The 12,191-nt window shown below is 70.1% G+C and carries 15 protein-coding genes; 5 read left to right on the top strand and 10 right to left on the bottom strand.

Features of this window, described 5'->3' with window-relative positions; all coding sequences use genetic code 11:
* Nucleotides 1–16: 16 nt before the first annotated feature.
* The 6 genes from OG504_RS19080 to hisN all read right to left on the bottom strand — a co-directional run bounded on the left by OG504_RS19080 (nucleotide 17) and on the right by hisN (nucleotide 4,855).
* Nucleotides 17–1,162 (bottom strand): ABC transporter substrate-binding protein, encoded by a 1,146-nt coding sequence (locus OG504_RS19080; RefSeq protein WP_405990898.1) that lies wholly within the window; start codon nucleotides 1,160–1,162, stop codon nucleotides 17–19.
* Nucleotides 1,159–2,022, bottom strand: coding sequence for an ABC transporter permease (locus OG504_RS19075; RefSeq protein WP_405990897.1), 864 nt, complete (start codon nucleotides 2,020–2,022; stop codon nucleotides 1,159–1,161). Before OG504_RS19075 ends, OG504_RS19080 begins: the two co-directional genes overlap by 4 nt.
* A complete protein-coding gene (locus OG504_RS19070) occupies nucleotides 2,019–2,786 on the bottom strand; it encodes an ABC transporter ATP-binding protein (protein WP_405990896.1) in 768 nt (255 codons plus the stop codon). Before OG504_RS19070 ends, OG504_RS19075 begins: the two co-directional genes overlap by 4 nt.
* Before the next feature lie 151 nt (nucleotides 2,787–2,937).
* Entirely contained in the window at nucleotides 2,938–3,354 is a 417-nt protein-coding gene (locus OG504_RS19065) for a Fur family transcriptional regulator (protein WP_405990895.1), read from the bottom strand.
* An 88-nt stretch (nucleotides 3,355–3,442) separates the two neighbouring features.
* Nucleotides 3,443–3,817 (bottom strand): cyclic nucleotide-binding/CBS domain-containing protein, encoded by a 375-nt coding sequence (locus tag OG504_RS19060; RefSeq protein ID WP_033282054.1) that lies wholly within the window; start codon nucleotides 3,815–3,817, stop codon nucleotides 3,443–3,445.
* A gap of 237 nt (nucleotides 3,818–4,054) precedes the next feature.
* Nucleotides 4,055–4,855 carry a histidinol-phosphatase gene (gene hisN, locus OG504_RS19055; protein ID WP_366433843.1) on the bottom strand — a complete coding sequence of 267 codons (801 nt, stop codon included), beginning with the start codon at nucleotides 4,853–4,855 and terminating at the stop codon, nucleotides 4,055–4,057.
* Between the two features lie 218 nt (nucleotides 4,856–5,073).
* Here hisN and OG504_RS19050 point away from each other — a divergent pair, with 218 nt between their 5' ends.
* Entirely contained in the window at nucleotides 5,074–5,691 is a 618-nt protein-coding gene (locus tag OG504_RS19050) for a TetR/AcrR family transcriptional regulator (protein ID WP_405990894.1), read from the top strand.
* A 9-nt stretch (nucleotides 5,692–5,700) separates the two neighbouring features.
* Here the strand turns inward: OG504_RS19050 and OG504_RS19045 are convergent, their stop codons facing one another.
* From OG504_RS19045 to OG504_RS19030, 4 genes are all read right to left on the bottom strand, one after another.
* Nucleotides 5,701–6,024 carry a multidrug efflux SMR transporter gene (locus OG504_RS19045; RefSeq protein WP_033282057.1) on the bottom strand — a complete coding sequence of 108 codons (324 nt, stop codon included), beginning with the start codon at nucleotides 6,022–6,024 and terminating at the stop codon, nucleotides 5,701–5,703.
* A gap of 87 nt (nucleotides 6,025–6,111) precedes the next feature.
* Nucleotides 6,112–7,122 carry a ribosome small subunit-dependent GTPase A gene (gene rsgA, locus OG504_RS19040; RefSeq protein ID WP_318018722.1) on the bottom strand — a complete coding sequence of 337 codons (1,011 nt, stop codon included), beginning with the start codon at nucleotides 7,120–7,122 and terminating at the stop codon, nucleotides 6,112–6,114.
* Nucleotides 7,123–7,134: 12 nt separating this feature from the next.
* Complete coding sequence (aroA, locus tag OG504_RS19035) at nucleotides 7,135–8,463, bottom strand: 3-phosphoshikimate 1-carboxyvinyltransferase (RefSeq protein WP_405990893.1); 1,329 nt, start codon at nucleotides 8,461–8,463, stop codon at nucleotides 7,135–7,137.
* Nucleotides 8,464–8,587: 124 nt separating this feature from the next.
* Entirely contained in the window at nucleotides 8,588–9,310 is a 723-nt protein-coding gene (locus tag OG504_RS19030) for a M50 family metallopeptidase (RefSeq protein WP_393763259.1), read from the bottom strand.
* A 50-nt stretch (nucleotides 9,311–9,360) separates the two neighbouring features.
* On the opposite strand from OG504_RS19030, the gene OG504_RS19025 reads away from it, so the two are divergent.
* The 4 genes from OG504_RS19025 (at nucleotide 9,361) to rsrA (ending at nucleotide 12,065) form a co-directional block, all read left to right on the top strand.
* Nucleotides 9,361–10,176, top strand: a complete 816-nt coding sequence (locus OG504_RS19025) for an SOS response-associated peptidase (RefSeq protein WP_405990892.1) — start codon at nucleotides 9,361–9,363, stop codon at nucleotides 10,174–10,176.
* 1 nt (nucleotide 10,177) lies between these two features.
* Nucleotides 10,178–10,837, top strand: a complete 660-nt coding sequence (locus OG504_RS19020; protein ID WP_405990891.1) for an alpha/beta family hydrolase — start codon at nucleotides 10,178–10,180, stop codon at nucleotides 10,835–10,837.
* A gap of 236 nt (nucleotides 10,838–11,073) precedes the next feature.
* Nucleotides 11,074–11,766, top strand: coding sequence for an RNA polymerase sigma factor SigR (sigR, locus tag OG504_RS19015; protein WP_033282150.1), 693 nt, complete (start codon nucleotides 11,074–11,076; stop codon nucleotides 11,764–11,766).
* Complete coding sequence (gene rsrA / locus OG504_RS19010) at nucleotides 11,763–12,065, top strand: mycothiol system anti-sigma-R factor (RefSeq protein WP_366433849.1); 303 nt, start codon at nucleotides 11,763–11,765, stop codon at nucleotides 12,063–12,065. The genes sigR and rsrA overlap by 4 nt, the downstream gene beginning before the upstream one ends.
* Nucleotides 12,066–12,191 lie beyond the last annotated feature (126 nt).

The raw sequence follows: 12,191 nt of genomic DNA, 5'->3' as shown, positions 1-12,191 counted from the left end.
CCGGCCCTCGGTGTTTCTACGGCTGGTGGCCCACCGCCTCTTCGTACAGCGAGCGGTCGACCGTCTTGGACTCCGGCAGCGCGGGCCCCTTCAGAACGCCCGCTGCCTTGTACGCCGACTGCAGCCGGGTCGTCGTCCCCGCGCGGATCTCCCAGTCCATCGTGAGCGACGGGGTCGACTTGAGGACCGTCTCGTCCGTCTTCAGGAGTTTCGCCAGGTAGGCGACGAAGGACGCGTCCGCCTTGTAGTCGCCCGCGAAGTACGTGTTCACCGTGCGGATGTAGGCGCGGAGGAGGGCCACGCCAGCGTCCACGTCGTCGTTCAGGAGGCTGGGGCCGTACAGCATGCCGCCCAGGGGCTCGCCCAGCGGTTGGCCGCCCAAGAAGGCGTACTGGGGGTTGTCGTCGACCTTGCGCCAGACCGGGTCCAGGAGCCAGGCCGAGTCGACGCCGCCGTTCTGGAGGGCGGTGAGGACGTCGGCCGAGCCGAGTTGCTGGTACTGGATCTTGTCGAGGCCGCCGCCGTGGGTCGCCAGGGCCTTCTCCATGGGGTACGCGATCACCGAGCCCTTGCCGATCATCGTGCCCATCCTGCGGCCGGCCATCCTGACGTCCGCCGCTGCCTCGCCCTTCTTCAGCTTCACCCACAGGCCGCTCTTCGACTGGGGGTCGGGTGAGAAGTTGCCGGCGACCCACTTGACGTCGAAGCCGCCCTTGACGCCGTTCATGACGGCCGCCTCCGGGGCCGCCCACATCGCGTCGATGTCTCCCTTGGCCAGGAGTGGCAGAGCGTCGGGAGTGGGGAGGACCTTGAGGGTGACGTCCAGGCCCTCCTTCTTGAACTCGCCCTTGTCCACGGCGACTTCGAGCGGGGCCACGTACTCCGCGCTCAGTGTTCCCGTCGCGATCGTCAACTTCCGGGTTTTGGTGAGGGGTTGGGGGGAGGGGGCGAGGGGCCGGCAGCGGGCCGGGACGCGGGTGGGGGAGAGGTCCGCCGGGTCCGTCCAGGAGGACTCGCCGCAGCCGTCCACCGGTGTGACCGTGCGGTGGCCCGCGGCGGTTGTGCCCGAAGTCCCGCTGTCCCCCGCGTACTTGGACGAGCAGCCCACCGACGCCAGCAGGGCCGCCACGACAACCGCCGTACCGTACGCACGCCTTCTCATGACTGGCCCCGTCCTCGGTCCCTCGGTGCCCACGGTGTGAGCAACCGGCCTGCCACCCGCACCAGTTCGGAGAAGACGACCCCCAGGACCGCCACGCACACGATGCCCACGAACATCACGTCGTTCTCGAACAGCGCGCGGGAGTCGAAGATCAGGTGGCCCAGGCCGTTCGTCGCCGCGATCTGTTCCGAGGCGACGATGACCAGGACCGCGACGCCCGCCGCTATGCGCGCGCCCACCAGGACCGTGGGGAGGGAGGCGGGGAGGAGGACATGGCGGAACATCTGCCATGGCGTGGCGCCGAAGACCTGGCCCGCGTCACGGTGGCCGGAGGGGATCGCCATCACCGCCGACATCGTCGAGATCCAGACGAAGAAGAAGACCGTCGCCGCCACGAGTGCTATCTGTGGGCCTTCTCCCAAGCCGAACATGTTCAGGAAGATGGGGAGCAGGGCCAGTTTCGGTACCACGTACAGGGCGTCCAGCAGCGGTTCGAGCGCGGCTCGGACCAGGGGCAGGGAGCCCATCAGCAGGCCCAGGGCGTAGCCCGTCGCCGTGCCGATCGTGTAGCCGCCCAGGACGCGTTCGGTGGTGGCCCAGACGTCCGGCCAGAGGTCGCCCGCCGCCGCCCTGGACCAGCCGTCGGAGAGGATCGTGGACGGGGACGGGTAGACGCGGGGGTCTATCCAGCCCTGGGTGGCGGCCAGTTGCCACCAGAGGACCAGGGCCACGGGGACGGCTGCGGCGAGGGTGAGTTCCAGGGCGCGTCGGCGGCGGTGGGTGCGTACGGGGTGGAGTTCGTGGGGGCCGGGGCGGCGGACCAGGACCGACTCCTGGCGGTCGGGGGTGATGGTGGTCATGCCGGTACCGCCTCCTTCCGCAGCAGTTCCCACAACTCGCTTTTCAGGGCGGTGAATTCGGGGGTGTCGCGGATGTCGCCGGTGCGTGGGCGGGGGAACGGCGGGCGGTGCTCGGCGATGATCCGGCCCGGGCGGGCGGACATCACCAGGACACGGTCACCCAGGACCAGCGCCTCCTCCAGGCTGTGCGTGATGAAGAGGGTGGTGGTGTGCAACGTCTGTGTGAGGTCGAGGAGTTCGTCCTGGAGGATCGTGCGGAGCTGGGCGTCCAAGGCGGCGAACGGCTCGTCCATCAGGAGCAGTTCGGGTTCTACGGCCAGTGCGCGGGCGATGGCCACCCGCTGGCGCATACCGCCCGAGAGAGTCGCGGGGTAGGCGTGCGCGAAGTCGGCGAGGCCCATGCGGGTCAGCCACTCGGTGGCGCGGGCGTTCGCCTCGCGGCGCGGGACGCGCTGGATGTCCAGGCCGAAGCGCACGTTCGCCCTGACCGACTTCCAGTCGTAGATGCCGTAGTCCTGGAAGATCATGGCCGCCGGGCGAAGGGTCGATGTGCGGATCTCCAGGGTGCCTGTGGTGGGGCGCAGCAGGCCTGCGGCTATGCGGAGGAGCGTGGACTTGCCGCAGCCGGAGGGGCCCACCAGACAGACGAACTCGCCCGGGGCGACGGTGAGTTCGAGGGGGCCGAGGGCGTCCACCTGGTGTGGGGGGCGGCCGAAGGTGCGGGTCAGTTGGGTGGCGTGGAGTTTTGGGTGCGGGTCTCCCACGGTTGCTCCTTGCGGAGGGCGGTACGTCTGTCGGTACGGGTGGGGGGTGCCGCACGACGATATGACGGACCGTCAGATTCGGGAAGCCCGTACGCAGCACAAAGCCCCGGCGTCCGCGTCGAGCGAATACCGGGGCCTGTAAAGGGAGTTGCTACGCGCTCGCGCAGTTCGGGCACAGCCCGCGGTACGTCACCTCTACGTCCGAGACCGTGAAGCCGAAGCGCTCCGAGTCGGGGAGGTCGGCCAGCGGGTTGCCGTCCGGGTGGACGTCGCGGATCTGGCCGCACTGGGCGCAGACCAGGTGGTGGTGCGGGCGGTGCGCGTTCGGGTCGTAGCGCTTGGCGCGCTTGTCCGTGGAGACTTCGAGGACCTCGCCGAGCGAGACCAGCTCGCCCAGCGTGTTGTAGACCGTCGCCCGGGAGATCTCGGGGAGCCTGGTCACGGCGCGGGAGTGGACCTCGTCGGCGGTCAGGTGGACGTGGTCGCCGTCGAGCACTTCGGCCACGACGCGCCGCTGTGCGGTCATCCGCCATCCGCGTCCGCGCAGCCGCTCCAGAAGGTCACTCATGCTCGCCAGCTTAACAGTCGGGTGACCAGTTTCCGAATAGGTGTGATTTTGGAGAGCTCCTGGACTTGGACTGAATCCAAGCGACTCGTCAGGCCGGTACCTGCTGTCGGGCGGGTGCCCAGCAGCGGATGATGTCGCGGACCGAGACGATGCCGGCGGGCTCGCTCCGGTCGAGGACGATGAGGTGGCGGAAGCCGCCGTGGGCCATCGCGCTGGCCGCGTCCTCCAGGGTCCAGGCCGGGGTGGCGAAGACGACATCGGTGGTGGTGTGGGCGTGGGCGCGCTCGGTGTCCGGGTTCTGGCCCCGGCCCAGCGAGTTGAGGATGTCGCGTTCGGTGAGGATGCCGATGCCGCCGGCGTCCGGATCGAGGACCACGGCCGCGCCGACGTGACGCGAGGCCATCAGGGCGGCTGCCTGGCGGAGGGTGTGGGCGGGGCCGATGGTGAGGACCACCGTGCTCATGGCGTCGCGGACCAGCGTGGACTGTGGAGTCGATTGCGGTGTGGGTTGCGGCGTTGGATGCAGCATGGGGTGAGGCCACCTCCTAGTGGAATCCGCGTGGGTCACGGACCGTGGGTCCGTTAGTTACCGGATTCACAAGTTCACAAGTGGGGGGACTCTCAGAGTTGCAGGTAAAGCACGGGTCAACAAGAGGGCGCGTGCGGCTGGTTGGGGGCGTGGGCAGGCGTCCTGTGGTGCTCAGTAGCGCATGTTGAGATACCCCAGGAACTCGTCGTGCAGGATGCCGTTCGACGCGGCCGCGTTGCCGCTGTGCGGGCCCGGGCGGCCGTCGAGGCCCGTGAAGGTGCCGCCGGCCTCGGTGACGATGATCGCGGTGGCCGCCATGTCCCAGAGGTTGAGTTCGGGTTCGGCGCAGATGTCGACCGCGCCCTCGGCGACCATCATGTAGGGCCAGAAGTCGCCGTACGCGCGCGTGCGCCACACCTCGCGGGTCAGGTCCAGGAAGCCGCCCAGGCGCCCTTGGTCCTCCCAGCCGGTGAGCGAGGAGTACGCGAAGGAGGCGTCCGTCAGCTTCGAGACCTGGGAGACGCGCAGCCGGGACGCGGAGGACAGGCTGCGGCCGGTGTAGGCGCCGTGGCCCTTCGCGGCCCACCAGCGGCGGCCGAGCGCGGGCGCGGAGACCAGGCCGACGACCGGCTGGAAGCCGCCCTCCGCCGCCTCCATCAGGGAGATCAGCGTGGCCCAGACCGGGACGCCGCGTACGTAGTTCTTGGTGCCGTCGATCGGGTCGATCACCCAGCGGCGCGGGCCGGTGCCCTCGCTGCCGTACTCCTCGCCGATGACCGCGTCGCGCGGGCGTGCGCGCTGCAGATGACCGCGGATGACTTCCTCGGCCGCCTTGTCCGCCTCGGTCACCGGAGTCATGTCCGGCTTGGTCTCGACCTTGAGATCGAGCGCCTTGAACCGCGCGGTCGTCGCGGCGTCGGCGGCGTCCGCGAGGACGTGGGCGAGGCGCAGGTCATCGTGATAGTCGGCCATGCGTGAACCGTATCTTCAGGGGTCGCGCCGGGGCTACAGGGTCCGGTGGGCGAAACGGGAGGTGGGGGACCATCGCGTCCCTCCCTGAGCGGCACTCCTCCGTCAACTCCCGCGCGCAATGGCCGAAGTGCGCCCCCCGGCACCGCCGCGAACCCTTGACAGTGCTCCCGTGCGCGTCAAATCTGGGCGCAGAGCCGCTCGCCCCCGGGAGGCGAAAGATGCCTGCAGCGCGGGAATCCCTGCTGGACGCCGCCTATACGGCGCTGGCGCGCCGGTCGTGGTCCACCGTACGGATGGTGGACGTGGCCGCTGCCGCCGGAGTGTCCCGGCAGACGCTGTACAACGAGTTCGGCAGCAAGGAGGGGCTCGCGCGGGCGCTGGTCAGAAGGGAGGCCGACGGGTATCTCGTCGGTGTCGAGCGGGCGCTCGGGAGTCACAGCGACGCCCGCGAGCAGCTGACCGCGACCGCCGAGTGGACCACGTCGGCGGCCCGCGAGAACGCGCTGGTACGAGCCATGCTCACCGGCTGCTGGAGCGAGCGGCTGCCCTCGCCGACCCTGTCCGCGGTGCCGTCCTCCTCCGCCGTACCGGCACAGCGTCGGGCCGACGGGCCGCTGCCCTCACCCGGTGACTTCGTGGCCGTCGTCCGCGACCGTGCCGTGGCGGCACTCGCCGGACCCGGGGCTGCCAAGCCGGACACCGTCGACCTGGCACGGTCCTGCGAACTCGTCGTACGGCTGGCGCTGTCCTGTGTGGCGGCACCGCCGGGCGAGGGCGGGGTCGGTGAGCTGGTGCGCGGCGCGCTGACGCCGACCCATCGGATCCTGGGTGCCTGACGGGCCTGCCTAGTGCGCGGAGCCCGACAGTTGGAGTCCGATCACGCCGATGATGACGAAGCTGATCGACACGATCTTCAGGGTCGACACCAGGTCGCCGAGGAAGACCATGCCGTAGATCGCGGTGCCGGCCGCGCCGATGCCGGTCCACACCGCGTAGGCGGGGCCCACGTCGAGCTTCTTCAGGGAGAGGGTGAGCAGACCGAAGCTGCCCAGCGCGAAGGAGCAGAAGGCGACCGTCGGCCACAGGCGCGTGAAGCCGTGGGACAGCTTCAGGCACACGGCGAACCCGGTCTCCAGAATTCCGGCCACGACAACCAGCAGCCACGCCATTGTGCTGTCCTCCCGTTTGTCCGGCTCGGTGCGATTATGCACTTACCGAACTTGAGTCCCCACAAACACGCGGTGGTCAGGCGGTGATCAGTCGCCCTCGGTTCGCTCACGGGTCGCCAGCAGCCGCCGTAGCGAGTACAGCCGCTGCGGGTCCGCGTGGCCGTCGGCCACCCACTGGTCCAGGGCGCAGTCCGGCTCGTCGTGGCTGCACGCGCGCGGGCAGTTCTCCGTGCCCGGCTCCAGGTCGGGGAAGGCCTTGATGACCCGGGACGGGTCCACGTGGTGCAGGCCGAAGGAGCGGACGCCCGGGGTGTCGACGACCCAGCCCGAGTCGTCGGGCAGCGGGATCATGCGCGCCGAGGTCGTGGTGTGCCGGCCGCGGCCGGTGACGGCGTTGACGATGCCGGTGCTGCGCCGCCGCTCCAGCGAGACCAGCGCGTTCACGAGGGTCGTCTTGCCGACACCGGAGTGGCCGACGAACGCCGTGATCTTGCCGTCCAGTTGCTTGCGGACCCGTTCCACCGCGGTGCCGTTCTCCAGCTCCTCGCGGCTCGTGACGACGTACGGGACGCCCAACGCGCCGTACATCTCCAGGAGTTCGTCCGGGGAGGCCAGGTCCGACTTGGTCAGGACGAGCAGCGGGTCGAGGCCGCCGTCGTAGGCCGCGACCAGGCAGCGGTCGATGAGACGGGGGCGTGGCTCGGGGTCGGCGAGGGCGGTGACGATGGCCAGTTGGTCGGCGTTGGCGACGACCACGCGCTCGTACGGGTCGTCGTCGTCGGCCGTGCGGCGCAGCACCGAGGTGCGCGGCTCGATGCGGATGATGCGGGCGAGGGTGTCCTTGTCGCCGGAGAGGTCGCCGATGATGCCGACGCGGTCACCGACCACCGCCGCCTTCCGGCCCAGTTCGCGGGCCTTGACGGCCATCACGACCCGGTCCTCGACCAGGCACGTCAGCCGGCCCCGGTCGACGGTGACGACCATGCCCTCGACCGCCTCCTCGTGCTTGGGGCGGATGTTGGTGCGCGGCCGGTTGCCCTTGCGGTTCGGGCGCTGACGGATGTCGTCCTCGTCGGTGTTCTTGCCGTAGCGACGCATGGCGTGTGTCCCCTACGCCCCGTCGCTCCCGAGCATCCCGGTCCACAGGTCGGGGAAGTCCGGGAGGGTTTTCGCCGTCGTCGCCACGTTCTCGATCTGCACGCCCTCGACCGCGAGGCCGATGATCGCGCCCGCGGTGGCCATGCGGTGGTCCTCGTACGTGTGGAAGATCCCGCCGTGCAGACGGCGCGGGCGGATGTGCAGACCGTCGGCGGTCTCGGTCACGTCACCGCCCAGCTCGTTGATCTCCTTGGTGAGCGCGGCGAGCCGGTCGGTCTCGTGCAGCCGCAGGTGCGAGACGCCCCGCAGGGTCGAGGGGGAGTCCGCGAGGGCGGCCACGGCCGCGATGCCGGGGGTCAGTTCGCCGACCTCGCCCAGGTCCACGTCAATGCCGTGGATGGCACCCGAACCGGTGAACTCCAGCCCGTACTCGGTGAGTTCGCAGGAACCACCCATCTCGGTGAAGATCTCCCGCAGCCGGTCACCGGGCTGGGTGGTCCGGGCCGGCCAGTCCGGTACGACGACCTTGCCGCCCGCGACGAGAGCCGCCGCGAGGAACGGCTGCGCGTTCGACAGATCCGGCTCGACGGTCAGGTCCCGGCCGAGCAGCGCGCCCGGGGTCACCCGCCAGACGTTGGGCTCGCCGCCCGACTCCGGGGTGTCCACCTGGGCGCCGACCGCGCGGAGCATGTCGACCGTCATCCGGATGTGCGGCATCGAGGGGAGCGAGGAGCCGGTGTGGCGGACCTCCACGCCCTGGTTGAAGCGCGGGCCGGAGAGGAGCAGGGCGGACACGAACTGAGACGACGAGGACGCGTCGATCTCCACCGGGCCGCCGTCCAGTGCGCCGCCGCCGTGCACGGTCAGCGGCAGTGCGCCCCTGCCGTCGTCGTCGATGCGGGCGCCGAGGACGCGGAGGGCGTCGATCACGCCGTGCAGGGGGCGTTCGTACGAGCGCGGGTCGCCGTCGAAGCGGATGGGGCCGTTGGCCAGGGCGGCGACGGGGGGCAGGAAGCGCATCACCGTGCCCGCGTTGCCGACGTCGACCGTGGCCGGGCCGTGGAGGCCTGAGGGGATGACCCGCCAGAACTCGCCGGAGCCCTTCTCCGTGCCGACGCCCTCCTCGATGCCTACGCCCATCGCGCGGAGGGCGGCCGCCATCAGGAGGGTGTCCCGGGAGCGGAGGGGGCGGCGCAGCCAGCCCGGTTCGCTGGCGAGGGAGGCGAGGACGAGGGCGCGGTTCGTTACGGACTTGGACCCCGGGACGTGGACCGTCGCGTCGACGGCTCCGTGGGCGTGGGGAGCGGGCCAGAGGGCGGTTTGGTCGTTGTTCGGGGCCATGTGACCCACTGTATAAGTAGGCCGTCTTTCGGGTGCCGCGCCGTTGGGGCTGGTCGCGCCCGCGCGGCGGAGCCGCGAATAGATACAGCCCCGCGCCCGTGGACGCCTGCCCCTTCGGGGCGCGTCATAGCTCCAGTAGCCAGCGTCCCCCGCCTATCAGAGAGCACAGGGAGACGAGGTGGAACAAGAAGAACCACAGGCCTGCGGGTACGTGGGTCAAGCGCGCCAGTTGGTCCGCGTCCGAGTCTCCCGCGCCGCCCCTCGCCCTCTTTGCCTGGAGCTCGAATGCGGGGCGGACTCCTCCCAGCAACAAGAACCACACCACCGCGTACGCGAAGGCTGCCTGCACCTGGGGGCCCGTCAGCCAGGACACGAGGAGGAAGGCTGCTCCGCTGAGGATGACCGTGAGGGCGCCGTAGGCGTTGCGGATCATCACCAGCATGGCTATCAGCAACAGGGTCGACAGCCACAGGAGGAGCGTGATGTGGCCGGCGCCCAGGAGGGCCGCGCCGCCGAGGCCCAGGAGTGGGGGAGCCGTGTAGCCGGCGGCCGCCGTGAGGATCATGCCGAGGCCGTGGGGCTTGCCTCGGCTGACCGTGAGGCCGCTGGTGTCGGAGTGGAGGCGGATGCCGGTGAGGGTACGGCCGGTGAGCAGGGCCACCAGGCCGTGGCCGCCCTCGTGGGCGATGGTGATGGCATTGCGGGAGAGGCGCCACAGGCCGTGCGGGACGACCACGGCCAGCGCGGCGACCATGGTGGCGATGACCACCCACAGATCAGGGTCGGGCTGACTGCCGAAGACCTCGTCCCAGAGGGCGCTGAACGAGGTGATTGCGGTGCTGTCCATTGGCGGCGGAGGCTCCCGTGGTGGTCGTCGAATCTGGCAGTCTGGCACGTATGTGCGGACGGTATGCAGCGAGTCGTGGGCCCGAGGATCTCGCAGGAGTCTTTGAGGTCGAGAAGTGGGAGCCCGAGGAGGTTCTGGCCCCCGACTACAACGTGGCCCCGACCAAAGAGGTCTATGCAGTCCTCGACCGTCCACTTAAAGACGCGGACAGCCCGAAGCCGGTTCGCCAGCTCCGTCGGCTCAAGTGGGGGCTCGTGCCGAGCTGGTCGAAGACGCCCGAGGGCGGGGCGCGGATGATCAACGCACGTGCCGAGACCGTGCACGAGAAGCCGTCGTACCGTCGCGCCTTCTCGACCCGGCGGTGCATCATCCCCGCCGACGGCTACTACGAGTGGGTCACCGCCAAGGACGAGCGGGAGCTGGAGGTCGAGGGCAGGAAGAAGCGGCAGCGCAAGCAGCCGTACTTCGTGCTGCCCGCCGACGGTTCGGTCTTCGCGATGGCCGGGCTGTACGAGTTCTGGCGGGACCGGACCCTGCCCGACGACCATCCGCTCGCCTGGTGGGTCACCTGCTCGGTGATCACCACCGAGGCGGAGACGACCCCGCTGGCGGTGCCCCCGGCCGAGGGGCCGCAGACGCTGGCCGACATCCATCCCCGGATGCCCCTGATGCTCACCCCGGACCGCTGGGACTCCTGGCTCGACCCCGCCCGCACCGACCCGGACGACCTGCGCGAGCTGCTCGCCCCGCCGCCCGCCGGGCTGATGCGCGCGTACCCGGTGTCCACGGCCGTGAGCAACGTCCGCAACAACGGACCGGAGCTGCTGAAGGAGCTGGAGGGGCCCGAGGAGGGCACACTCTTCTAGCGTGAGCGAGATCATTTCCAGCGAGACCGTCGAGACTGTCGAGACCGTCGAGACCGACGCGGGGACCGCCCGCGTCACCTGGCACCCGGCCGAGAAGGCGCGGCTCGTCCTCGCCGTCAGTCATGGTGCCGGTGGCGGCATCGAGGCGCGGGATCTGCGGGCCCTTGCCGCTGTCCTCCCCGGGCACGGGGTGAGCGTGGCGCTGGTCGAGCAGCCGTGGCGGGTCGCCGGGAAGAAGGTGGCGCCCGCGCCCAAGACGCTCGACGTGGGGTGGCGGGGGATCTGGCCGGCGGTTGCGAAGCCCGGCCTGCCGGTGATCTCCGGGGGCCGCAGCGCCGGAGCCCGCGTGGCCTGTCGTACGGCTACGGAGCTGGGTGCCGCTGCCGTCCTCGCCCTGAGCTTCCCGCTGCATCCGCCGGGCAAGCCGGAGAAGTCCCGCGCCGGCGAACTGCTCGGCGCCGGGGTGCCCACGCTCGTCGTGCAGGGCGGGAACGACCCCTTCGGGAAACCGGCGGAGTTCCCGGAGGGAGACTTCGGGCTGGTCGAGGTGCCGTACGGCGATCACGGGTTCGCGGTGCCGAAGCGGGCGGAGATCGGGCAGGACGAGGCTCTGGAGATCATCACGGGGCGCGTGGTGGAGTGGACTCGAACACTCGGGTAAAGCGCGGGAATGCCGGGGCCCCTACCACTGTTGTGGCGGACATAGAGAGTCGTAGAAAGGAAGTCCGCCGCATGGGTTCGACCTTCTGCCCGGCCCGTAGCAGCCGCCCCGACCTGGACTGGTCGGTGCTGCACGCGACCAAGGCCACCCCCATTGGGGCGGCGGGCGGACCGGATCGTCGTCTATCCTCCGATTCTGGTGGCATCGGCTTCGAGGCCACCCGGAATCTTGAGGAGGTGGGTCCGGTTCCCGGTACCGACGCAGGGACCGAACACGGCCAGGCGGAGCAGCCCGAGGGCCAGGGCACGAGCGAGGTCACAGCGGAATCGACCTCGGAGCGCAGTGCGCGCTTCGAGCGGGACGCGCTCGAATTCCTCGACCAGATGTACTCGGCCGCGCTGCGCATGACGCGAAACCCGGCCGACGCCGAGGACCTGGTGCAGGAGACGTACGCGAAGGCGTACGCGTCCTTCCACCAGTTCCGCGAGGGCACCAACCTCAAGGCGTGGCTGTACCGGATTCTCACCAACACGTTCATCAACTCGTACCGCAAGAAGCAGCGTGAACCCCAGCGCTCCGCGGCCGAGGAGATCGAGGACTGGCAGCTCGCGCGTGCCGAGTCGCACATGTCGACCGGTCTGCGCTCCGCCGAGTCGCAGGCGCTCGACCACCTGCCCGACTCGGATGTGAAGGAAGCGCTCCAGGCGATCCCCGAGGAATTCCGCATCGCCGTCTATCTCGCGGACGTCGAGGGCTTTGCCTACAAGGAGATCGCGGACATCATGGGGACACCCATCGGTACGGTGATGTCCCGGCTGCACCGCGGCCGTCGTCAACTGCGCGGCATGCTCGAGGACTACGCGCGTGACCGCGGACTGGTCCCGGCCGGCGCCGGAGAGTCGAACGAAGCGAAAGGCTCGGGCTCATGAGCTGCGGAGAGCCGCACGAAACGGACTGCAGTGAGGTCCTCGACCATCTCTACGAGTTCCTCGACAGCGAGATGCCGGACGTCGACCGCGCCAAGTTCAAGCAGCACTTCACGGAGTGCTCGCCGTGCCTGGAGAAGTACGGGCTCGAAGAGGCCGTGAAGAAGCTGGTCAAGCGGTGCTGCGGGCAGGACGACGTACCGACCGACCTGCGGGCCAAGGTCCTGGGACGGCTCGATCTGATCCGTTCCGGGCAGACCGTGCCCGAGCACGACCTGACGGCCGCCCCCCAGGAGTCCTGACGCCCCGACGGTTTCCTGAACGGGCGATCGTCACTCGAACGTGCTAATCCGCGGGTGATACGCCCGCAGGCCGCCCCCGACCGCCCTAGGCTCCTCGGCCTGGACAGGCATGGTCGGGGGAAGGGC

The organism is Streptomyces sp. NBC_00986 (genome assembly GCF_045162565.1).
In the GTDB taxonomy this organism is placed as follows: Bacteria; Actinomycetota; Actinomycetes; order Streptomycetales; family Streptomycetaceae; genus Streptomyces.
The sequence above is the reverse complement of the archived record's forward strand: the minus strand, read 5'-3'. Positions and strand labels throughout refer to the sequence as shown.